Genomic DNA, 23,289 nt, shown 5'->3' with positions numbered 1-23,289 from the left:
ACTCCAGAATCAGGGGAGTCTGGAGCTGGTTTATGCTTAACCGGACAGTAGTAAATTGAGAACACCCTTGGGGAACTTATGATTGATTGAGCGACCGTTCCAACTCAGCCACGCCGGCAGGCACATCCATTCTGGCTCCCAAAGACTGCATACTTGACCCTAAAGCATGAACTGTTCGGAACAGGTGATGGGAACGGCACTGCTCACCCATCTGGCCAATACGGACAATGTCCGGGCCAAAAGAACCGGCAATTTCGACCCGGTGAACAGCAGAGATGTGCTCCAGCAGTTCTTTACCAATAATGCCAGCAGGAAGGTTTATGCCAATCACAGAAGGCAGGCGGGCTGGTTCCGGCACATAAAGTCCAAGACCCATAGCTTCAATGGCATTTTGCAAAGCTCTTGAACAACGCTTATGGCGCAGAATTCGTCCTTCAAGGCTTTCTTCACAGATTAGATGCAAAGCTTCATGGAGAGCCAGCAGGCCTGAAACCGGTGCAGTGTAGTGATACCCTTTTTTATTCCAGAACTGTACGGCCAGTCGGGCATCAAGGCACCAGTGAGGCATTGGGCAGTCCCGGCTTTCAATGCGTTCCCAGGCTTTATCAGAAAAGGCAATCAGAGATACGCCGGGAATAGAGGAAAGGCCTTTCTGGCCGCCGGTAATAATGGCATCGACGCCCCATTTATCCATTTCCAGTGGCATAGTACTGAGGGTGCATACAGCATCCACAATCACTAATGCACCATGTTCATGGGCGAGAGTGCAGATGTCCTTAAGTTCTTTATTCCAGACGGTATGAGAGGTTTCGCCCTGAACCAGAGTGATTACATCAAAACGGCCGGATTGCAGAACTTTCTTTATTTCATCCGGGTCAACACCTTCGCACTCCGGAACCTGATATTCCGTAACGTCCGCACCAACCCGTTCAGCCATCTCCCCTAAGCGGGCGCTGAAAAAACCATTGGTAATACTCAGAACATTGGAGCCGGGCCAGACCAGGTTGGTAATTGCCATTTCCATAGCGGCTGAGCCGGGGCCAGCGACGCCCATTAAGTGTCCACAGTTAGTCTGGAACACATAACGTGCCATGACTTTTACCTGCTCCAACACTTTCGCCATGGTACTGCCAAGATGATTAATAACCATCGAATTTGCCGCCGCCACTCTTGGGGGTACAGGAACGGGCCCTGCTCCCATTAACAGAAGAGGCTCGTCAGGCAAAATTTTGTGCAGCGATGTAACAGATGGCGGAGTGATACTGGTCATGTGTGCTCGGGCTGTTGATTAGGTTTATGCCGAATAGGCATTTGCCGAAGCCACGATAATAACCTTGAGACGGAAGGACTGCCAGCCGCAGAGAGGGATCTACGGCGCAGCAGGAAAAAACAATCTATCAGCGACGTTTTGGTGTCCAGGCCCACACCATTTCAACTTTGATGGGTTCTACATTATTCGTATCAGTCACTGTGCAGGGAACAACGAGTTCACCTTTCTCGGTGTCACGAATCATTTGGATCTGTTCATCGGTGAGCCAGGCTTTGGCGGTGATATCACCGGATGAACGTTTTACGAACTGCACATTCATGCTTTTTATCACAGGAACACGAGAGTCCGGTACATTCATACCCACCATCAGCCCCGTTGCAGACTCGGCTGCCAGCGCCATGCCACAGGCGTGCACGCTGCCGATATGATTCTGGTTGCGTTTCAGGTTGCGAATAACGATGGTACTGCTGCTTCCAGTCAGTTCTTCAATACGGATTTTAGTGGTTCCTACCAGCTTCACTGCTTTACCCAGCAACTTGCTGACCAGCCATACCCGCATGCCTTCAGGGGCTTTATTGAGCATATTAACGGCGCGGCTCATGCGATTGGCCATGGGAGCTCCTCGGAATTGTTATTACTTATGATTCTTATAGTTTGCGGGCGCAGGTTACCTTTGGTTACATGGGAGGGCAACTGTTTGTCGCATGAGGATGTATGTCACTATGGCCAATTTATCGAGTTCTAAAATCAAGGCGTTGATTGTTCTTTGTTTTATTGGGATGGGTATCTTTGGATGCCTGGAGAATAGCCTTCAAGCTGACCAGACATTTGAAAATGCACTTACCGTTGACCCATTATCAGGGGATAAGGCTCTCGCAAACGCTTTCGAACACAAACAGAGCAATCTGCAGGTTGGTGGCTTGGGTCGGGTTATTAAGGTTCTACCGGATGATTTAAAAGGCAGTAGGCACCAGCGATTTTTACTCCGCATGGCAACCGGACAAACCCTATTGGTTGCTCACAATATTGATCTTGCGCCACGCATTAATACGCTCAAAGCTGGCGATAAGGTTGAGTTCTACGGTGAATATGAATGGAATAAAAAAGGTGGTGTGATTCACTGGACTCACCATGATCCACGTGGTCGCCATGAGGGTGGTTGGTTAGTGCATAACGGTAAAGTTTATAAGTAGCCATTACAGGTCAGGATGAAATGAAAGTTATGGGCAGTTCATACATCGCTGTACACTGAGGCAAGAAAACTCCCATTCAAATGATAAAAATAATCTGAACATGTTATTTGCCCTGTCACTAATCGTTGTATGTGTTGCATTCATTGTCTTGTTTCAGGGGCATTATGCCAAACGTAATGCTCTGCGTTTACCGGAAGCTATAGGGGCGAGATACTATCTGGGAACAGGAGATCGCTCTTTATTGCATATTGGCGAAAGTACCGTGGCAGGGGTTGGGGCGGACAAAATAGAAGATGGGCTGACCGCCAGTATTGTTAAAACTTTGGAAAAACAAACTGGTTCGAAGTTTGACTGGCAGGCACTGGGGCAGAATGGCGCGACTATATTTGATGCGCTTTCTTTCCACTCAGCCGTCAGTCACCCCGATATTCTGGTAATCACCTTTGGTGTTAACGATACAACGAAATTTACCAGTAAGGCTAAGTGGTTAAAGCGCCTCAACGCCTGTGTTCATAAATTTGCCGGAAGTAACACGCAAGTTTTCTTTACTGCTATCCCTCCCATGGATAAATTCCCGCTTTTGCCAGCTCCGTTAAGTTGGTTGCTGGGTTTGCGTTCAAGCTTGCTTAATCATTATCTAAAAAAGGAATGTGGGAAAAATAGTTGGACACATGTACAGCTGGATTTTGAGTCAGCCAGTGGGCTTATGGCTGAAGATGGTTATCACCCCAATTCTAATGGTTATAAGGCCTGGGGAGAGAGTATAGCTATGAGAATTTGTGCAAATAGGAATTGATCAACTTGTTTATCTTAACCGCTGACTGGCAGGAGTAAGAGGCTGCTCTAATCTTTTCTATAAACCTTCCTAGAGAGCATAACCATGCACGGATGCATTGGATTTGTCAGGACGACTTGTGTTCAAGTTTTGAATGGCGTTATAGGAATCATGTTAATGACCTTGTCATCACAATCACTGGCTGAGGATAAGGCAGAGTCATTCGATATTCATAAAACCGTCCCCTCCGGGGTCTTTTCCCCCAACGGTATGGTGGCTACCAGCGAACCTCTTGCCGTTGATATAGGGCTGGATATTTTAAAGAAAGGCGGCAATGCCATTGATGCTGCAATTGCTGTTAATGCGGCGTTAGGTCTTATGGAACCAACGGGTAGCGGTATAGGAGGAGATCTGTTTGCGATTGTCTGGAGTGCGAAAGACAAGAAGCTTTATGGGCTCAACGCCAGTGGTTATGCCCCTTCCGAACTCAGTTTTCATAAACTGCAAAGTGAATTAAAACGGTTAAATCGTGATGATATTCCTCCATTCGGGATGCTGCCCATTACAGTGCCGGGAGCGGTTGATGGTTGGTTTGAACTACATAGCCGATTTGGAAGCCTGTCTATGGCAGATATTCTGGCCCCCGCTATCCATTATGCCAAAGAAGGTTTCCCTGTTACTCCGGTGATTGCCAAACATTGGTGGTGGGGAGTGTATTGGTTAACAGGCCAACCCGGTTCCTTTGTTGATACATTCACCATCAATGGTAAAGCCCCTAAGGCCGGAGAAATATTCCGGAACCCTGACCTTGCCCGAACTTACCAGATTATCGCCGATAAAGGGCGTGATGCTTTCTATAAGGGAAGCATCGCCAAGCAGATTGATGAGTTTATGCGCAAAGAAGGTGGGTTCCTGCGCTTCTCAGATTTAGCCGCGTTTCGATCAGAGTGGGTAGAGCCAGTATCAACCAACTATAGAGGTTTTGATATCTGGGAGCTGCCTCCCAATGGGCAGGGTATTACCGTGCTCCAGATGCTTAATATTCTTGAAGGCTATGATCTCAGCGCTATGGAGCGTGATAGCGGTGAACTTCTGCACCTGATGATTGAAGCGAAAAAGCTGGCGTTCGAAGACCGTGCCCGATTTTATGCAGACACTTATTTTAGAAAACTGCCTATAAAAGGATTGTTGTCGAAAGATTATGCTCGTAGTCGCCGAGGGCTTATTGGCGACCATGCGGCTCAGCGTATCGATGCTGGAAATCCTTATCTCTACAAGGGGGACACTGTTTATATCACGACTGCAGATAGTGAAGGCAATATGGTATCGCTGATACAAAGTAACTACCGGGGCATGGGTTCTGGTGTGGTCGTTCCTGGGCTTGGGTTTACCTTTCAGGATCGTGGGCAGTTATTCTCTATGGATCCTGACCATGCCAATGTTTATGCACCAAGAAAGCGGCCTTTTCATACGATTATTCCTGCCTTTATGACTAAGAACAGAAAACCGCTGATGAGTTTTGGCCTGATGGGCGGTGCCATGCAGCCTCAGGGGCATGTTCAAGTACTGGTTAATCTTATTGATTTGGGCATGAATCTGCAGGAAGCCGGTGATAACCCGCGTTGGAGGCACGATGGTTCTTCTGAGCCCACAGGCAAGCATAATGCTTATACAGAAGGTGGAGGCAAAGTCATGATTGAACCAGGTTTCTCGCCAAGTACCGCTGAGGATCTGGAGCTTCGTGGACATAAAGTGAAAGAGAGTGACTTTGGCTTTGGTGGTTATCAAGCTATTTGGTTTGATGAGAAAGCCGGGGGATACTACGGAGCTACTGAGAGGAGGAAGGACGGTAAAGTGGAAGGTTATTAATATTTCGCCACCCTAATGGATGGCGAAATATTATCTGCGAAAGAGTTAAGCGCTCTGCTTTTGATGGTCACGGGCAATGTAGGTATACATGACCGGAATTACGAACAGAGTGAACAGAGTACCGATAGTCATACCTGCGGTAATAACCAGTCCAATATTAAAGCGACTGACTGCGCCAGCACCGGTTGCCAGCAACAGGGGAGTGATACCCAGAACAGTTGCGGCAGTTGTCATCAGGATTGGTCGCAGACGCAGGGCAGCTGCTTCCAGAATGGCATCCTTCATGCTCATTCCCTGTTCCTGAAGCTGGTTAGCGAATTCCACAATCAGAATGCCGTGTTTGGAAATTAAGCCAATCAGAGTGACCAAACCAATCTGGGTATAAATGTTCATGGAAACATTAATTCCCAGGCCAAACTGGAACAGCATTCCCATCATCAGCGGAATCAAAGCTCCGCAGATAGACATGGGAACGGTGAGCATCACCACCAGAGGGTCACGGAAACTTTCAAACTGAGCAGCCAGTACCAGGAAGATAACCACCATGGAAATCGCGAAGGTAAACAACAGAGCGTTGCCTTCCTTCATATATTGCCGTGATGTGCCTTCATAGTCGGTACCGAAACCTTCCGGAGCCAGTTCTTTGGTTTGCTGCTGAAGGAAGGTCAGTGCTTCACCCAGACTAACACCCGGTAACAGCATGCCTTGAATCTTGGTAGAATTCAGCTGTTGGAACTGGGTCAACTGGTTGGGGCGGGTTTCACTCTTCAGAGTAATAATCGCCGACAGTGGCACCAATTCACCACTCAGGGAGCGTACATAGTAACGCCCCAGCCACTCTTTATTCAGGCGGAACTCCTGATTAGCCTGAGGGATAACCTTGTAACTGCGCCCGTCAATACTGAAACGGTTCAGGTCACCATTACCCAGCATGGTAGATAGGGTTGTGCCGATATCGCTCATGCTGACGCCAAGAATGGCGGCTTTGTCCCGATCGATCAGAATTTCTGTTTCCGGCTTGTTAAATCGCAGCTCGCTTTCAACAAACATGAACATACCTGACTGCATCGCTTTGCCAACCAGCTGATTAGCGACATCAACCAGAGTGCTGTAATCGCTGGTAGTGTTGAGAATGAACTCAACGGGCAGGCCGCCTCCGGCGCCGGGCAGTGAGGGCATGATAAAGGAGAAGGTACTGATGCCAGTGATCTGGCTCAGATCATTATTCTGCAGATCCTTTTGAACTTCGAACACACTGCGCCCGCGTTCACTCCAGGGCTTCAGCACCATACCGGCAAAACCAACATTAGGGCTGCCGTCACCATTGATCAGGAAAGATTGCTGATATTCAGGGAACTTTCTGAATATCTCTTCCATCTCGCCGGTGTACTTGTTCATGTAATCAATATTGGCGTACTGAGGTGACTTGGACAGGATGAATACCAGCCCACTGTCTTCTGCTGGTGCCAGTTCCTTTTTGGATTCCATAAACATGGGAGGAATGGTGGCCAGTACAATCAGCGCAAAAACCAGTGTCACTGTTCGTGTTTCCAGCGAATGGGTTAAGCGGTTTTTGTAGCGATCTTTGAGACCATTGAACTTTTTATCCAACCAGTGAGTAAATGCACTTTCATTGTTGGCTGGTTGCATCAACTTTGAACACATCATTGGCGACAGAGTTAGAGCTACAACTCCGGACACTAATACAGAGCCTGCCAGGGTAAAGGCGAACTCCCGGAACAGTGCACCGGTCAATCCTTCCATAAACCCGATAGGCGCGTATACCGCTGCCAGAGTAATGGTCATGGCGATAACCGGTAGGGCTATCTCCCTCGCTCCCAGAAGTGAGGCATCTAAAGGCGATTTCCCTTCTTCGATATGACGATGAATATTCTCCACCACCACAATAGCGTCATCAACAACCAGTCCAATGGCTAAAACCATGGCAAGCAAAGTCAGCAGATTGATGGAATAGCCCAACATTTGCATAACAAACAGCACGCCGATCATGGACAGTGGAATGGCCACAACAGGAATAATCACTGTGCGCCAAGACCCCAGGAAAAGGAAAACAACAGCAATAACGATCAGTGTTGCTTCAATCAGGGTTTGTACAACTTCGTCGATGGACTCCTGGATGAACTTTGTCGCGTCATAAACAATGTCGGCCTCCAAGCCACTTGGGAGCTGGCTTTTCATATCAGGTAAATGAACACGGACACGATCAATGACATCCAGCGGATTGGCGGATGGTGTTGCAGAGACACCCACGTAAGTCGAGGGCTTGCCGTTAAAGGCAACAAAACTGTCAAAGTTTTCCGCCTCCAGCTTGATGTCTGCCACATCTTCCAGGCGAATCAGAGTTTCATCGGTTGTTTTCACCACAATGCGGGAGAAATCTTTGACCGTAGAAAGATCGGTTTGGGCATTGATATTGGAAACAACCAGTTCACCGCGGGTCTGGCCAGCAGCTGACTGAACGTTACTGCTTAACAGAGCATTATTAATATCAGCTGCTGTGACCTCAAAGGCACTCATGCGGATCGGGTCAAGCCAGATACGCATAGCGAAGGTTTTTGCCCCCAGAATTTCAGCCGACCCCACACCTTCAATGGTGGATAATTGTGGCTGGATTACGCGAGTGAGGTAATCAGTAACCTGCTCACTGCTCATGGTGTCGCTGTAGAAACTCAGATAGAGCAGGGCACTACCACGGTTGTCACCTTTGGTGATCACCGGGTCGTCCGATTCAGCGGGAAGCTGACTGCGAACCTGGTTCACTTTGGACATGATCTCCGTCAGTGCTTTATCAGCACTGTAACCCAATCGCAGGTGAGCTGTGACTGTGGAGAGGTTCTGGTTACTTGAGGAACTCAGATAATCAATGCCTTCAGCGCTGGCGATAGCTTGTTGTACAGGCGTGGTAATAAAACCCTGAATCAACTCTGCACTGGCGCCAGGATAGGACGTCGTAACAGTTACTATGGCATCTTCGAGTGAAGGATATTCCCGCACAGGCAGTTTCTGAAAAGCCTGCAGTCCAATCAGAACAATAAGTAGACTGACGACCGTTGCCAGGACCGGCCGGCGTATAAACAGATCAGTAAATGTCATCTGCTTACTCCCCGGCGGACTTAATGGTGACTCGTGCACCGTTGCGCAGTTTAAGCTGGCCAGATGCAGCGACTCTGTCGTTAGCTTGCAATCCGGAAACAATTTCTACCCGGTTGCCCTGAATATCGCCGGTAGTTACCTGTGTCAGTTTTACGGTCAGGTTTTCTGGCTTGTCACCTGTAATCAAGTACACAGAATCGCCATACAGGGAGTAGGTAATAGCGGTTCGTGGCAGGGTAATAACACTCTTCGGTTTTTCGGCCATTACCTTGATGTCAGCAAACATACCGGGAACCAATTCTCCCATGCTGTTATCCATCATGGCCCGGACTTCAATATTGCGAGTGTTGCTGTTGATCTTGGCGTTGATGGCGTCAACTACAGCATCAAACTCTTTATCTGGATAGGCTTGAACTGAGAAGCGAACAGACTGGCCGATATACAGGTCTGGGTAATCCTGTTCCGGCATGGCAAAATCAACATAGAGCTGGTTAATATTCTGCAAAGTGGCAAGAATATCGCCTTCTTTCAGATAATCGCCGGGCTCAGCCTGTCGTATACCAATCCGGCCAGAAAAAGGAGCGGTGATTTTCTTTTTACGCAGGGTCGCACGGGTTTGTTCTACGGCTGCCGTCGCTTCATCCAGATTGGCTGATGCCTGATCAAACTCTGTCTGGGAAATAGCTTTTCGTTCAATCAGGGATTTGTCACGGGTCCAGGTCAGTTTCGCCAGCTTCTGACGAGCCTGAAAACTTTTCAAATTTGCCCGTTCAGTATCATCATCAAGTTGTGCCAGCAGGGCGCTTTCTGAAATTTCCTGACCTGATTCAAAGTGAACCTTGCTGATGACGCCGGCAACTTCCGAGCGAATATCAACACCCTGTCGTGCACTCAAGGTGCCAATAGAGCTCAGGTAGGGGTACCAGGTTTCGCTGTTGGCAGTAGCAGGTTCGATAACAGTTGGTGGAGGAACATAACCGGCCATGCCCTTGGCCATCTGATCATTCATAAACAACTTGAGACCAAAAAAGGCTCCGAACAAAGCTACTGTGCAAAACAGCATCAACAGCATTTTTTTCATCATTGGGTTTATTCCTTGGCAAACGGTTTATCCGTTCTGAATGCGCAGTGACTATATCGTAATGAATTAGGCGTTTGTACTGGTTTTGTTACGTCACTTGTTGGTTTTTGGTGGCTGTGGTAAAGAAGCAGCTTTAGCAAGTTTTGCTGGGATTCTCAGTCATTGAAAATCTCACAAACCTGCGAGCAAAATTCGCAATGTTTGTAATGCAGTTCATGCCATTATGTAAGATGATGACAGAGAAAGACGCCTTTTCCGCCTTAAGACGAGACGCTCGAATAAGTGGAGAAAGGCTTTCTGCTGCCTGCAAAGGGGAAAGGTCTTTCGACATTTGTCTCTATTCCAATCATTCAGTAAATGCTTGTTAAGGTAGACAAGGGTCAGGATATGCGCCCCGTATTAATGGGGCGAAAAATATTATTGGTTTTGAAAGTATATGCGAAGAGCTTCGACACGCTTCCGGTTAACCTTGAAATCGTAGTAGCCGGTTCTGGAGGCAGAACGCACATCAACTGTTCCGCTCGGTTGAATGATCAATGTCAAATCATCAACAAATCCCATCATTCGGGAACTGAATTTCGCCTTAATTATGTTTCCATCACTTTGAGTGATGACTGTTCTGGGAGAATGCTCCAGCCAGGCTAACAGACGATCACGAATGGTTGCTGTATCCTGCCCTTGGAAATCTAATGGGGCGATAAAATGGTCACCCTGTACCTGACTACTAACACAATTTGGGCTGCCTGGGCAGGTCATAGACACGATGTCTTCTGCTGAAACAGTTGCAGTGAGAGAGCATGAGAGAAGAGTTGCCCCGATGAAGCCTTTGGCATGCTTTGAACGCTGAAACATAAGACTGCCTTTTATTGTTGAATAGTATGTTATTTGCAGGTGCGACTTTGCCTGAAAAATCAAAAGAAGAGAAAAATGCTGACAGTATCAGAACTCGCCGTTTATCCCATGAAGTCCTGCCGCCAGCTTACCGCAGACAGCTGGAATGTCGATAGTTTTGGTTTTGCCGGAGATCGTCGCTGGGTTGTTGTTGATAGCAAAACCGGAATTTTTGTCAGTCAGCGCACCCACCCCCAAATGGTTAAAATTATCTGTCTGCCCATAGTTGGTGGTATCTCTCTCAGTCACCCGGATATGAACAGAATTGAAGTCGTTGTACCTGGAAGTCGTTCTATCGTTCAGGCAACCGTTTGGGATGATACCTGTGATGCATGGGATGCTGGCGAAGACGCTGCCAGTTGGTGCAGTGAAGTGATTGGTAAACCTTGTCGTTTGGTTTATATGCCGGATTCCACTTTCCGGCAGGTTGATCGCGCATATGCTGAGGAAGGTGTGCGGACGAGTTTTGCTGATGGCTTTCCATTTCTGGTGATATCCGAAGCCTCTCTGGAGTTATTGAACAGTAAGCTTGACGACACAATTCCTATGAAACGCTTTCGCCCAAACATTGTGATCAAGGGTTGTGAACCCCATGCGGAAGATAACTGGAAGCGTATCCGCATTGGTGACATAGAATTTTCCGGTGTAAAACTGTGTACCCGTTGTGTCATGACCACCGTTGATACAGAAACAGCAGAGAAATCCCCGGAACCCCTGAGAACATTGGCGAAATATCGTCGTCTCAATAATAAAGTAATTTTTGGACAGAACATGATTCATCACGGCACGGGGGGGATTTCTAAAGGAATGTCCGTAGAAATTCTGGAATAGCGGGATATATTTCTGTTATCTCTGGATTGCGGTATATCCCTATGTGGAATGTTGTAATGCAGGTTGTATAAATGCCGCAAATTTGTAGAAGGATTGTCCAATGTCTGATCTTCTCAACCTGAAACCGGCTGCTCTCTGGACCCATTTCCAGAATATCTGCAACATTCCACATCCTTCCGGCGAAGAAGACGCTGTGCGTCAGTACGTTCTCGGGTTTGCCGAAAAGCATGGGCTGAAAGCTGAAACCGACGAAGCTGGTAACGTGGTTATCCGCAAGCCTGCCACTCCTGGTTTTGAAAATCGTGTTGGTGTAGTTCTGCAGGGTCACCTGGATATGGTGCCTCAGAAAAATGCTGATACCGAACACGATTTCAGCAAAGATCCTATCCAGGCTTATGTTGATGGTGAATGGGTGAAGGCTCGTGGTACCACTCTGGGTGCTGACAATGGTATTGGTATGGCAGCGGCTCTGGCTGTTCTGGAAGACAAAGAACTGCAACACGGCCCGGTTGAAGCCCTGTTTACCATTGATGAAGAACGTTCCATGGTCGGCGCAGAAGAACTGAAGTCTGGTTGGTTGCAGGGAAAAATTCTGCTGAACCTGGATACCGAAGAAGAAGGCGAACTATATGTTGGTTGTGCCGGTGGTGTTGATGCTATTGCTGAAGCTACCTACACCGAAGAGTCTGCCGAAGCTGGTGTGAACTGGTTGAGCCTGGAAGTGAAAGGCCTGAAAGGTGGTCACTCCGGTTGCGATATCCATCTGCAGCGTGGCAATGCAAACAAAATCATGGTCAATCTGCTGAAAGCTCTGCAGACTGCTGGTGTTCGTGTTGCCAGCATCAATGGTGGCAGCCTGTCCAACGCTATTCCTCGTGAAGCTTTTGCTGTTGTTGCCGCACCTGCTGATAAAGCTGAAGAGGTTGCTGCAATCGTTGATGAGCAATTGTCCATCTCCCGTAACATCCTGGCGGAAACTGATGGCGGTATTATCATCACTGCCAATGCCGCTGACGCTGGCGAAAAGGTGATGGCTCAAGCTGACCAGCAGAAGTGGCTGGATTTGTTCCACGCTATGCCTAACGGTGTTGACCGTATGAGCGAAAGCGTGGAAGGGGTTGTAGAAACGTCCAACAACTTCGCCATCATGACTGTATCCGAAGGCAAGATTGGCGTGCATTGCTTTGCCCGTTCTCTGGTGGATAGCGCAACTTCCGAAATAGGTGAACGCCTGATTGGTCTGATGCGTCTGGCGGGTATGGAAGCGCGTCTGGAAGGTCAGTTCCCAGGCTGGCAGCCAAACATGGATTCCGCGATCCTTGCGTCCATGAAAGAAACCTACAACTCTTTATATGGCAAAATTCCGGAAGTGAAGGTTATTCACGCTGGTCTGGAGTGTGGTCTTCTGGGTAGCAAGTATCCTGAGTGGGATATGCTCTCCATTGGCCCAACCATCTGCTTCCCTCACTCCCCTGATGAGAAAGTAGAAATCAACAGTGTTGAGAAGTTCTGGAGTCTGCTGAGCGAAGCTCTGGCTCGGGTACCTGTCGCAGAATAATTTCTACCAGCTTTCGTGCGACTTAATAAGCCGGCATTTTTGTCGGCTTATTATTTCCCCACAATTTTGCCTCAGAATAAATTGATCGTACTAACCTGAACGAAGAGAGATTGAATGCGCAGGTTTATTCCTGCATCAGGGCAGATAGATAATGACAATCAGTGTTTTTGACCTTTTCAAAATAGGCTTGGGGCCCTCCAGCTCCCATACCGTTGGCCCTATGCTGGCTGCTTTGCAATTTTCTTCCTCGGTTCCTGAATCTGGTGTGATTTCTATTCGGGCCACTTTATATGGTTCGTTGTCTTTAACCGGAGCAGGGCACGCTACCGATAAAGCCGTTACGTTGGGGTTGGCTGGTTGTCACCCGGAAACAACCCAGCCGGATCAGGCCAATATGCTATGGCATACTGTCTGCCAGTTGAAAGAACTGAGTTTGCCACGTGGGTGCCGTGTGGGTTTTGATCCCCATAGAGATATCGTTTTCGACGATCATCCCCTGCCTGAGCATCCTAATGGCATGCTGTTTGAAGCTATGGCAGCGGACGGACAAGTTATTGCTTCGCAAGTTTATTTCTCTGTGGGTGGTGGCTTTATTGTGTCTGCAGAGGAGTGGGATGAAACTGCAGCCCCTCAGGAGCAGTGTGCGACTTCTTATCCTTTTTCTTCTGGCGAACAGTTACAGCAGTTATGTGAACAGAACAGTTTATCGATTGCCGAACTGGTTATGGCCAATGAATGCACAGAGGGTAACGATAAGAGTGCAGTGAATAAGCGCCTCGATGCCATTTGGCTGGCTATGGAATCCTGTATGCAGCGGGGCTATAGCACTTCTGGGGTGTTGCCCGGTGGTTTGGGGGTAGAGCGTAGAGCACCAGAATTGTATCTTCGTTGGCAAAAAGAGAATGCGGGTAAAGACCCTCTACAGGTTATGGACTGGGTGAATGTTTGCGCTCTGGCGGTGAATGAAGAGAATGCCGCAGGTGGTCGAGTCGTGACTTCGCCGACCAATGGCGCCGCTGGCGTTATACCGGCAGTTATTGCTTTCCACAAACAATATGACCGTGAATCAAACTCAGAAACAATTCGCCAGTTTCTGCTCACCGCTGCTGCAATAGGAATGCTCTATAAAAAGAATGCCTCAATATCAGCGGCCGAGGTGGGCTGCCAGGGAGAAATAGGCGTGGCTTCCTCTATGGCTGCAGCTGGGCTTGCGGCCGTGTGGGGTGGCTCTATTGCTCAGGTAGAGAATGCTGCTGAGATAGCCATGGAGCACCACCTGGGAATGACCTGTGACCCGGTTGCTGGGTTGGTGCAGGTGCCCTGTATTGAGCGTAACTCTATGGGAGCGGTCAAAGCCATTAATGCTGCCCGACTGGCGGTAAGTGGTGATGGGCGCCACCGGGTGTCGCTGGATCAGGTGATAGCCACCATGTATCAGACTGGAAAAGATATGCAGGATAGATATAAAGAAACCTCTCTGGGAGGGTTGGCGGTGAATGTCGTTTACTGTTGATGAACGTCCTATTTCACAGAAATAACACTTTTTATCGGTTTTTTTGCTCAAATGGGCTGACTTATTATTTTGGAAGTGTATAATCCCGCGGCTCCTACATATCAAAATATCACTCCAAAATTGAATCCCGCACAGAAAGATATTGTCCAAGAGGTAAATCCAATGGAAACGCTCAGCATGGGCGGACGTTTCTTCAAAAGTGAAGAGCTCGAGCTGATTGAGCAGCGTCGGCTGGAAGCGCTTCTGGAAATCACCACGAAGCACAGTGAAGAAGTTCAAAGCCTGAAGAGTCAACTTGAAGCCGCCGATGGTAAAACTGCCAAGGCTGGTAATCAAATTAAAGGACTCGACAAAGAAATTAAGGTTCTCCGTGAACAAAACCCTGATCGCATGAAGAAGCAGATTAAGCGTCTTCAAGAGCAGAACAGGGATATGACTGCTGAGAACAAGGCCCTCAAGAGTAAGCAGAAGCAGTTGCAACAACAACTGGACGCTACCAAGCTAGAGCTGGACAAGCTCAAGGCAGAAGCTGAAGAGAAAGAAGCAGAAACTGCTTAATACTCCGATGCTTTAATTGGTCCCGGGAGAGCCTGCAATTCAAATCTATTTGATCTTTGCAGGGTTTCCTTATGTGCCAGTCAATAAAGGTTAGTGTTAATCGCACTAACCCTTATTGCTTTCATGAAAAAAGTGTTTTGAGCTACGGGTGTAGCTTGTTGACGCTGCGTAACGCTTTTTCGTTTGTTGTTCAAGTAAACTTGATTCCTCCTTCGTCTCTTCCTTTACTTTCTTTTCGAAACCGGCTCTTTTTCCTCTTATTTCGCCTGTTTGTTCATATTTTTTCTTGATGTAAAGCTCTTAGCAATTCCTGGCAAGTAGCCGGCAAGATTGTTGCCATCTATTGCTATTTTTTCAGATTTTTCGACAAGTAAAGTTCTCAGGTTTATAAAAATATCATCTAATGACGGGCTGGCGTTCCGTCCGAACTGGGTAATACTTACTCCCGCCAGTGTGGTTGATGTCCCCCTACTATCCCACTGGCAGGGTCAGCTAGTGACCTTGGTACTTTTGGATTGTGTACCGTTTCACTCTATGGTCTTGGCCGGTGATGCTTCCCCCAGCGCACCGGTTCTTTTTTCCGGTTGTGAGTGATGTCTGGGTCTGTGTGCGAAGAGTTTTGAAATCGTTGATAGAGGGGGTTGCGAACTTGTAGGAAGCCGCTTTTCGGCGGTGTTGTTAAGGTTTTGATATGGTCTTGGCCGGTGCCGCTTCCCCCAGCGCACCGGTTCTTTTTTATCTAGTTGTACAGATGGGAAGGGTATTCCTGCTTCATATGCCAACGTTTTTGATGCAGGCCTGTGGTCGCGGAACGGAGGTGATTGGCTCCGAAGCGGCTATTGATCTCGTTCATCACGCTCATTAATGGATCGGTTGCGTTGTTGGATTTGTTATTAAAAAACGGGGCTTCCTGAATAATGTCGCGACTGCCTATAGCCATTAATAAAAAACCAGACTTTCTGTAGGTGAGTCTGATGAATCAGGTGTTTGACTTGAAAGAAAGGTGCGCCAAAAGGCTTATTCCTAAGCTTCGCTTTTTTCTTTGGCGATAAATTTGAATAGAGCTTTGGGTGGGCCAGCCTCTTGGTGCAGGTTATCGTTAATCTGAAAACGTTTATCCTGGCTGCTGACCCAGACGTGAATGCTTGGATCAAACTGGGAAGAGTCGGTATAAGTGGTAGCGCTAACAGCATAGATACCATCCAGCACTTTGAGCTCTGTGTAGACAATAGTTCCGCATTCCGAACACCGGTGCTCCAGAAGAGGGGCTCCTGAGCCGCCTTTGTCCTTGTAGGTCAGACTGCTGCCTACAGGATTGAAGGTGTTTTTCTTGACCATCGCAAATGCCGCGCAAGGGGCGTTTGTTCTCTTTTGGCAGGCATAACAGTGGCAAAACCCGGATAAAACAGGTGAATCTGTTATCTGATACTTAAGCTGTCCGCATCGACAACTTCCTTTGATTTTCGCCATCTTTGTTCTCTTTATCTGCGCAGGTCGATCTATCTTCTGACCGAAAACCTGTCGAATCAAGGGGCTTTTTCTATCTGGACCATCATTTACAGGTGTTTGCCAGAGATGAGGTGTGGCCACTCTTCCGGAGACCCGTCGGGACAAAAGTGGAACCCCTTGGAGCTGATTGCCACACGCGCTTTACTCGTCGGGCAAAAATGCCTGCATATCAACAAGCCAGAAGATAATCTCATCACCCAGTGCTTCGCCTAGTTCATCTGTTAAGGCGCGCGTGTCGCACAGAAGCTGCACTGCCTGTTTGGCTTTGCTGGGAAGCTTGCGAGATTCACCGTTTACAAAGAAGAGAATTTCCTTTTCGTTAATTTGATGCCAGGCAAGCCGCGAACCAGCGGTAAGAAGTCGGTCGCTTTCCTGCGCTGTTTCTTCAAGATGTTCTTGATATTTGGGAAGAGTCATGTGTTGTCCCAGCCACTGGGCAATAAGCTCAGGTTGTTCTGCGGTTTCCCGTAAGATCTCCTGAATATTAGCAATGGCTGTTGGGGCTATTTCTGCAGAAGAGCTTTGTATTTGCGGGTTCGGGTCTGAGTACCGCTTGCTTTCGGGAAGGAGGTGCGAATAGAACTCACTGAATTCACTGGTAATCTCTCCGTAAGAAGGGGCTCGGAAACCTACTGAAATGGTTATGCAGTTATCACCTATGGCTTCTCCAAGGTGGGCAATACGTGGAGGCAGGTACAGCATATCTCCTGAGTTAAGCACCCAGTCATTCTCGGAAGAGAACTCATTAAGAAGTCGTAGCTGCTGATTATTGAGTAGAGGAGTACTTCCATCGCACAGTTGACCGGTTTGCCAGCGGCGCTGACCAGTACCCTGCAAAAGAAAAACATCATAATTGTCGTAATGCGGACCGACACCGCCGCCATCAGTGGCATAGCTGATCATGATATCGTCCAACCGCCAGTCTGGAATAAAACGGAACTGATTTAATAAATCTCTTGCTTCCGGAACCCAATGATCAACAGCCTGAACCAGCAGGGTCCAGTGAGAGGGGGGGAGAGAGGCAAACTCGTCTTCGGAGAAGGGGCCTTGTTTTAGTTGCCATTTTTTTCCTTGGCCAATCACAATGCGGGATTCGATTTCCCCTTCACAGGCTAAGCCTGCCAGTTCATCTCCAGAGACTGGCGAAACAAATCCGGGCAGTGCATCTCGAATAAGAAGAGGGCGCTTTTGCCAGTAGTTCTGAAGGAAGTCTTCAGCTGATACATTGCCCTGGGGCCAGTTTAATTCAGGTGTCATTGTTTTTCATTCCAGAGAAAAGAAAGGAGAGCATAGGCTCTCCTTTCCAGGCAAATCATTAAATGATTTAGACCTTTAGCGCTTGTTCTTCAGCATTGCCAACATAGGACGCTGGCGTTAATGCTTTCAAGGATTCTTTGGCTTCTTCTGGCATATCCAGCTGATCAACAAACTCCAGCATGGCTTCACGAGTAATCACTTTGCCGCGAGTAAATGCTTTCAGCTTTTCATAGGGTTCTTCAATGCCGTAACGACGCATCACTGTTTGCACAGGTTCTGCCAGCACTTCCCAAGCATTGTTCAGATCTTCAGCTAAACGGGCGGCATTGGCTTCCAGCTTGCTGATTCCTTTAAGAGTGGCTTCATAGGCGATCAAGCTATATGCCATGCCGACACCCATATTGCGAAGTACAGTGGAATCGGTCAGGTCACGTTGCCAGCGGGAAATCGGCAGTTTGACCGCCATATGTTCCATGATGGCGTTTGCCAGGCCCAAGTTACCTTCGGAGTTTTCGAAGTCGATTGGGTTAACTTTGTGAGGCATGGTGGAGGAACCCACCTCGCCAGCAATGGTGCGCTGCTTGAAGTAGCCAACAGAGATGTAGGACCAGATGTCCCGGTCGAAGTCGATCAGGATGGTATTGAATCGACGAATGACATCGAATAGTTCTGCGATGTAGTCGTGAGGCTCAATCTGGATGGTGTATGGGTTAAGTGTCAGCCCAAGAGATTGAATAAATTCCTTGGCATTCACTTCCCAGTCAATGTCAGGGTAGGTGGCCAGGTGTGCGTTGTAGTTACCAACTGCGCCATTGATCTTGCCAAGCAGGGGAACCTGCTGAAGTTGATCCAGCTGACGTTGCAGGCGGTAAGCAACGTTCGCCATTTCTTTGCCAAGAGTCGTTGGTGAGGCTGTTTGACCATGAGTGCGGCTCAACATCGGTGTTGCAGCATGCTCGTGAGCCAGAGCGCGAATAGCTTCCATAACTTTGGTCATAGTGGCAAGGACTGTTTCACGCCCCTGTTTGAGCATCAAACCGTGGGACAGGTTGTTAATGTCTTCGGAAGTGCAGGCAAAGTGAACAAATTCCAGAGCCTTGCTGAGTTCAGCATTCTCTTTCATTTTGCCTTTCAGGAAGTATTCAACCGCTTTCACATCATGGTTGGTAGTGCGCTCAATAGCTTTAATCTCTGCAGCATCCTCGGCAGAGAAGTGCTCAACAATGGTGTTGAGAAGGTTGTTAGCTTCGCCACTGAAAGCAGGGAGTTCTGGGATTTGATTGTGCTGGCCGAGGCGCTGCAACCAGCGAACCTCTACCTCGACTCTGGCACGGATCAGTCCGTATTCGCTGAAAATGCCTCTCAGGGCGCTGGTCTTGCTGCCGTAACGGCCGTCGACGGGGGAAATCGCAGTCAGCGATGACAGTTCCATTGGGTGACCCTTGTCAGTTGCAACTTATCTTTTGAAAGTGGTGCGAGCGCGCGCATCCTACAACAAAATCTGTATCAAATCTGCCCCTTGAGCAGGTTTGATGCCTCACCCAGCATGGATTTGCGGGAAAATACCAGATGCCAGCGGCGTCCACCGACCTGGCGCCAGAGAATGGCAGAGCGCAATCCCGCTAGAAGGCATGCTCGGATCTTGTTGGCACTGGCTGCATTTTGCAGGTTGCGAAGGTCGCCGGTCACCTGCACGCGGGTTTTGAAGGTGCTGACATTATCGAGATAAACACCGGCCAGGCTGGCCATAAGGTTTTCATGCAGATGATCAAAGTGATTCAACTGGCCACGGGCACGATTAATGCCGTCAGCAATGCTGCTCATCATAGAGTTGCTGCTGCGAACTTTGCGCTCCAGGTGAATAAGTGTCAGTGCATAGCGGATGGTGTCGGAGCGTACGACTTCCGGGTCCCGCTCCAGCAGGCCGCGTACGAGTCTTAAACCATTGTGTACGCTGAAAACATCACCATAAACTTCCTGAACGTTTCTTGGATCCGTTACGAAAATACTTTTAATGGCGGTTTCCATGGTGTCGGTCGGTGCCTGGCCGGTTTTGGCAAGCTTTTCTACCAGACTGCAGGCTTGAAAAAGGCCGGCAAGGGCAAGCACGCGATCGGATTCATTGTGCGTCACAGCGAGTACATATCCTGATATCTGCGAAATGGCCGACTAACTCAGCCGGCCTGTAACTATCTCTAAACGTATTTTTCAGTCAAAGCTTATTCTGGCTGTTGACCATGTCGTTGTTCAATAACGCCACCACCGAGGCAGATATCGCCATCATAAAAAACAACCGACTGACCAGGAGTCACAGCGCGTTGGGGTTCATCAAAAACAACCAGATACCTGCCGGATTTATCTCGTTGCAGCTGGCAGGGTTGATCATCCTGGCGGTAGCGTACTTTGGCTGTCAGTTTGGCTGGCAGTGGTGGTTCGCCATTGACCCAGTAGATGGTATCAGCTGACAGGGCTTTGGAGAACAGCAACAGATTGTCATTACCCTGACCAACAATAAGAACATTGCGGTTTAAGTCTTTTTCCAGAACATACCAAGGCTCATCGCTGGCATTTTTCAAGCCGCCAATACCAAGCCCCTGACGCTGGCCGATGGTGTGGTACATCAGACCATGATGTTCACCAATCACGTCACCGGCTTCTGTCTCAATAACGCCGGGCTGTGCTGGGATGTATTGCTTGAGGAAGTCACGGAAACGGCGCTCACCAATAAAACAGATACCGGTACTGTCTTTTTTATTGAACGTGATCAGGTCGTGCTTTTCGGCAATGGCCCGCACTTCACTTTTCTCCAGTTCACCAACCGGAAACAGGGTTTTGGTAATCTGTTCTTCGCCAACGGCATGGAGGAAGTAGCTCTGGTCTTTGTTGTTATCCAGGCCTTTGCGCATAACAACATTTTCACCAGAGTCGTCACGACGCACATAGTGGCCGGTGGCGATCATATCTGCGCCCAAGGTTAGTGCGTAATCAAGGAAAGCTTTGAATTTGATTTCCCGATTGCAAAGGATATCCGGGTTAGGGGTGCGGCCAGCTTTGTACTCTTCAAGGAAATGCTCAAATACATTGTCCCAGTATTCTGCGGCGAAGTTGGCCTGGTGCAGATGTATGCCCAGTTTGTCACATACTTTCTGGGCGTCGGCCAAATCTTCCTGGGCTGTACAGTATTCCGTACCGTCATCTTCCTCCCAGTTTTTCATAAACAGTCCTTCCACTTGATAGCCTTGTTGCTGCAGCAGCAGGGCGGAAACGGAAGAATCTACGCCGCCGGACATGCCGACGATGACTCGGATCTGGGAGTTATCGGTCATAAAATCTCAAAAAACGGGTATATCGTATTAGAAGTTGCTCTATTTTAAGCAATGCCATAGGAACGTCCACAAGAATAAACCGTGATGGTTGGCAGAGCTTCAGACTATTGGAGTGCGGTCAGGTTCAGGACTGTATCCAAATGTAGTTTTGCAACAAACCGCATTTATTATTGGTAATTATTACGGTATCTTTGTATATCAAAGTCAGGCTGCTTTCGCTAACACACCAGCAAAGTACGGCTGGAATGTAGCAAAACTACAAAAACACTCTAAATGTCGGCAAGAACCAAATAGCCGATACCACACATTCCAAATAACGGAGTTGATAATGGGATACCAGAAGATCCAGGTCCCTGCTAATGGTGACAAAATCACTGTCAATGATGACCTTTCACTGAATGTTCCCAATCATCCAGTCATACCTTATATCGAAGGGGATGGCATCGGTGTTGATGTGACACCTGCGATGCTTAAGGTTGTGGATGCCGCTGTAGAGAAAGCTTACGGAAGCGATCGTTCTATTGTCTGGATGGAGGTTTATACCGGTGAAAAGGCGACCACTGTTTATGGCCCGGACGAATGGATGCCAACTGAAACTCTGGAAGCCTTGAAAGAGTACAGCGTTAGCATCAAGGGCCCTTTGACCACTCCTGTTGGTGGTGGTATTCGCTCCCTGAACGTGGCTTTGCGTCAGGAGCTTGACCTGTATGCCTGTATTCGTCCTGTGCGTTGGTTTAAGGGTGTACCAAGCCCGGTAACCAACCCTGAAAAAACCGACATGGTAATTTTCCGGGAAAATTCAGAAGATATTTACGCAGGTATTGAGTGGCAGGCCGACAGCCCCGAAGTAAAAAAACTGATTACCTTCCTGAAAGAAGAAATGGGCGTAACCAAGATCCGTTTCGATGAAGATTGCGGTATCGGCATCAAGCCGGTTTCCAAGCAGGGAACCCAGCGCCTTGTTCGTAAAGCTATTCAGCACGCTATTGATAATGATCTGCCTTCCGTGACTCTGGTTCACAAGGGCAATATCATGAAATTCACTGAAGGTTCCTTCAAGGATTGGGGTTATGAGCTGGCTGCTGAGCAGTTTGGCGCTGAGCCTTTGGACGGTGGTCCATGGCATACCCTGAAGAACCCTAAAACTGGTAATGAAATCATTATCAAAGACGTGATTGCTGATGCATTCCTGCAGCAGATTCTGATGCGTCCAGCTGAGTACTCAGTTATCGCTACCCTGAACCTGAATGGCGACTACATCTCCGATGCTCTGGCTGCGGAAGTTGGTGGTATCGGTATTGCTCCAGGTGCCAACATTGGTGGCAAGGTCGCTATCTTTGAAGCGACCCACGGTACTGCGCCTAAGTATGCTGGTCAGGATAAGGTGAACCCAGGCTCCCTGATCCTTTCTGCGGAAATGATGCTGCGTCACTTGGGCTGGACTGAAGCGGCCGATCTGATTATTAAGGGTGTGGAAGGTGCTATTGAAGCGAAGACTGTGACTTACGACTTCGAACGCCTGATGGATGATGCAACTCTTCTGAAATGTTCTGAGTTTGGCGATGCCATTGTGAAGCACATGTAAGTGAATTAAGAGAAAAACAAAAAGGGAGCAGTGAGAACTGCTCCCTTTTTTGTATTTCCTCTTAGTTATTTATCAGTCTTTCAGACCATTGATAAATGACCAAAAGAAAATACAGTTATGGTTCTGAAAATTCTTCCGGCTGAGAGGTGGTTGGGGAGGCTGCCGGTACCGTACTTTCGTCGGAACCGTCTTCTGAGAGGATGCCGATATTTACGGCATGAAGACCCTTTGGCCCCTGGATAATGTCATAACTGACTTGCTGGCCCGCCTTAAGAGTTTTGTATCCATCCATTGTGATAGAAGAGTAATGAACGAAGAGATCTTCACCATTATCTTCTTCACCTGGAAGAATGAAACCGTACCCTTTAGCGTTATTGAACCACTTAACTTTTCCTGTTGGCATCGTAATATCCCTCTTGTACTCCTGATGCTTTCTTTTTTTTAGTGTTATTATTCTTGTCGAGTCCCACATCCATGGGTCAGAACTAGTTTTAGATATGTAACGACGAGTGTCAAGCATATGTCAAGGTTATCCCTTGGTAATATTATTAAACTCGATTTATATGACAATACACTGACAAGAGAGAAGATGGGTTTCATCGAGCGGATTCGACTATCCTTAAACAAGGATCATCAAAATGAGTATGACGAAGACGGTGCAGTTGCTGTAGCAACGGCAAAGCCGAAGCTTAAACAGCCACCGAAGTATAAAGTTATACTGATGAATGATGATTACACCCCTATGGATTTCGTAGTCGAGATTCTCGAGCAGTTTTTCAGGATGTCCAGGGAACGGGCAACACAGGTCATGCTGACAGTACATACCCAGGGATCGGCTGTATGTGGTGTCTACACGCGGGACGTTGCAGAAACGCGTGCAGAACAGGTCAACCGATACTCGCGGGAACATCAGCACCCCCTGATGTGCAAAGTTCAAAAAGCCACTGACTAAGGCTCCA

21 protein-coding genes are annotated in these 23,289 nt (G+C 48.1%); 10 read left to right on the top strand and 11 right to left on the bottom strand.

The annotated features are described in order from the left end of the window. Nucleotides 1-76: 76 nt before the first annotated feature. Nucleotides 77-1,270 carry an alanine--glyoxylate aminotransferase family protein gene (locus QMA35_RS06560; protein ID WP_281646339.1) on the bottom strand — a complete coding sequence of 398 codons (1,194 nt, stop codon included), beginning with the start codon at nt 1,268-1,270 and terminating at the stop codon, nt 77-79. A 127-nt stretch (nt 1,271-1,397) separates the two neighbouring features. Further along, nucleotides 1,398-1,883: a DUF4442 domain-containing protein gene (locus QMA35_RS06555; RefSeq protein ID WP_281646338.1), complete on the bottom strand. Its 486-nt coding sequence runs from the start codon at nt 1,881-1,883 to the stop codon at nt 1,398-1,400. Nucleotides 1,884-1,992: 109 nt separating this feature from the next. Between QMA35_RS06555 and QMA35_RS06550 the strand changes: the two genes are divergently transcribed. The 3 genes from QMA35_RS06550 (at nt 1,993) to ggt (ending at nt 5,107) form a co-directional block, all read left to right on the top strand. Next, nucleotides 1,993-2,463, top strand: a complete 471-nt coding sequence (locus tag QMA35_RS06550; RefSeq protein WP_281646337.1) for a DUF3465 domain-containing protein — start codon at nt 1,993-1,995, stop codon at nt 2,461-2,463. Between the two features lie 100 nt (nt 2,464-2,563). Next, nucleotides 2,564-3,259 (top strand): SGNH/GDSL hydrolase family protein, encoded by a 696-nt coding sequence (locus QMA35_RS06545; RefSeq protein ID WP_281646336.1) that lies wholly within the window; start codon nt 2,564-2,566, stop codon nt 3,257-3,259. A gap of 156 nt (nt 3,260-3,415) precedes the next feature. After that, nucleotides 3,416-5,107, top strand: a complete 1,692-nt coding sequence (gene ggt, locus QMA35_RS06540) for a gamma-glutamyltransferase (RefSeq protein ID WP_281646335.1) — start codon at nt 3,416-3,418, stop codon at nt 5,105-5,107. Nucleotides 5,108-5,152: 45 nt separating this feature from the next. On the opposite strand, the gene QMA35_RS06535 is transcribed toward ggt, so the two are convergent. From QMA35_RS06535 to QMA35_RS06525, 3 genes are all read right to left on the bottom strand, one after another. Beyond that, nucleotides 5,153-8,221, bottom strand: coding sequence for a MexW/MexI family multidrug efflux RND transporter permease subunit (locus QMA35_RS06535; RefSeq protein WP_281646334.1), 3,069 nt, complete (start codon nt 8,219-8,221; stop codon nt 5,153-5,155). Nucleotides 8,222-8,225: 4 nt separating this feature from the next. After that, nucleotides 8,226-9,305 carry an efflux RND transporter periplasmic adaptor subunit gene (locus tag QMA35_RS06530; RefSeq protein WP_281646333.1) on the bottom strand — a complete coding sequence of 360 codons (1,080 nt, stop codon included), beginning with the start codon at nt 9,303-9,305 and terminating at the stop codon, nt 8,226-8,228. A 414-nt stretch (nt 9,306-9,719) separates the two neighbouring features. Further along, nucleotides 9,720-10,154: a DUF1499 domain-containing protein gene (locus QMA35_RS06525; protein WP_281646332.1), complete on the bottom strand. Its 435-nt coding sequence runs from the start codon at nt 10,152-10,154 to the stop codon at nt 9,720-9,722. A 75-nt stretch (nt 10,155-10,229) separates the two neighbouring features. Between QMA35_RS06525 and QMA35_RS06520 the strand changes: the two genes are divergently transcribed. From QMA35_RS06520 to QMA35_RS06500, 5 genes are all read left to right on the top strand, one after another. After that, nucleotides 10,230-11,024, top strand: coding sequence for an MOSC N-terminal beta barrel domain-containing protein (locus QMA35_RS06520; protein WP_281646331.1), 795 nt, complete (start codon nt 10,230-10,232; stop codon nt 11,022-11,024). A 100-nt stretch (nt 11,025-11,124) separates the two neighbouring features. Then, entirely contained in the window at nt 11,125-12,582 is a 1,458-nt protein-coding gene (locus tag QMA35_RS06515; protein ID WP_281646330.1) for an aminoacyl-histidine dipeptidase, read from the top strand. Nucleotides 12,583-12,733: 151 nt separating this feature from the next. Further along, nucleotides 12,734-14,095 carry an L-serine ammonia-lyase gene (locus QMA35_RS06510; RefSeq protein WP_281646329.1) on the top strand — a complete coding sequence of 454 codons (1,362 nt, stop codon included), beginning with the start codon at nt 12,734-12,736 and terminating at the stop codon, nt 14,093-14,095. Nucleotides 14,096-14,257: 162 nt separating this feature from the next. Beyond that, nucleotides 14,258-14,653 (top strand): hypothetical protein, encoded by a 396-nt coding sequence (locus QMA35_RS06505; protein ID WP_281646328.1) that lies wholly within the window; start codon nt 14,258-14,260, stop codon nt 14,651-14,653. 691 nt (nt 14,654-15,344) lie between these two features. After that, nucleotides 15,345-15,518: a hypothetical protein gene (locus QMA35_RS06500; RefSeq protein ID WP_281646327.1), complete on the top strand. Its 174-nt coding sequence runs from the start codon at nt 15,345-15,347 to the stop codon at nt 15,516-15,518. 158 nt (nt 15,519-15,676) lie between these two features. On the opposite strand, the gene QMA35_RS06495 is transcribed toward QMA35_RS06500, so the two are convergent. From QMA35_RS06495 to mnmA, 5 genes are all read right to left on the bottom strand, one after another. Then, nucleotides 15,677-16,123 carry a GFA family protein gene (locus QMA35_RS06495; protein ID WP_281646326.1) on the bottom strand — a complete coding sequence of 149 codons (447 nt, stop codon included), beginning with the start codon at nt 16,121-16,123 and terminating at the stop codon, nt 15,677-15,679. Between the two features lie 180 nt (nt 16,124-16,303). Beyond that, a complete protein-coding gene (locus tag QMA35_RS06490) occupies nt 16,304-17,419 on the bottom strand; it encodes a cupin domain-containing protein (protein ID WP_281646325.1) in 1,116 nt (371 codons plus the stop codon). A 67-nt stretch (nt 17,420-17,486) separates the two neighbouring features. Further along, nucleotides 17,487-18,851 carry an adenylosuccinate lyase gene (gene purB / locus QMA35_RS06485; protein WP_281646324.1) on the bottom strand — a complete coding sequence of 455 codons (1,365 nt, stop codon included), beginning with the start codon at nt 18,849-18,851 and terminating at the stop codon, nt 17,487-17,489. Between the two features lie 74 nt (nt 18,852-18,925). After that, on the bottom strand, nt 18,926-19,552 hold the full coding sequence (gene hflD, locus QMA35_RS06480) for a high frequency lysogenization protein HflD (protein ID WP_281646323.1): 627 nt from the start codon (nt 19,550-19,552) through the stop codon (nt 18,926-18,928). Nucleotides 19,553-19,638: 86 nt separating this feature from the next. After that, entirely contained in the window at nt 19,639-20,745 is a 1,107-nt protein-coding gene (mnmA, locus tag QMA35_RS06475; protein WP_281646322.1) for a tRNA 2-thiouridine(34) synthase MnmA, read from the bottom strand. 328 nt (nt 20,746-21,073) lie between these two features. On the opposite strand from mnmA, the gene icd reads away from it, so the two are divergent. Then, entirely contained in the window at nt 21,074-22,330 is a 1,257-nt protein-coding gene (gene icd, locus QMA35_RS06470) for an NADP-dependent isocitrate dehydrogenase (protein WP_281646321.1), read from the top strand. Between the two features lie 115 nt (nt 22,331-22,445). Here icd and QMA35_RS06465 read toward each other — a convergent pair whose 3' ends face one another. Continuing rightward, nucleotides 22,446-22,733, bottom strand: a complete 288-nt coding sequence (locus QMA35_RS06465) for a cold shock domain-containing protein (protein WP_281646320.1) — start codon at nt 22,731-22,733, stop codon at nt 22,446-22,448. A gap of 186 nt (nt 22,734-22,919) precedes the next feature. On the opposite strand from QMA35_RS06465, the gene clpS reads away from it, so the two are divergent. Then, nucleotides 22,920-23,282, top strand: a complete 363-nt coding sequence (gene clpS, locus QMA35_RS06460) for an ATP-dependent Clp protease adapter ClpS (protein WP_281646341.1) — start codon at nt 22,920-22,922, stop codon at nt 23,280-23,282. Nucleotides 23,283-23,289: the final 7 nt, after the last annotated feature.

Origin of the sequence: Parendozoicomonas sp. Alg238-R29, assembly GCF_947331445.1 — a bacterium.
Classification (GTDB): Bacteria; Pseudomonadota; Gammaproteobacteria; order Pseudomonadales; family Endozoicomonadaceae; genus Sansalvadorimonas.
Note: the sequence above shows the minus strand (reverse complement) of the source record. Positions and strands in the feature narration are given on the sequence as shown.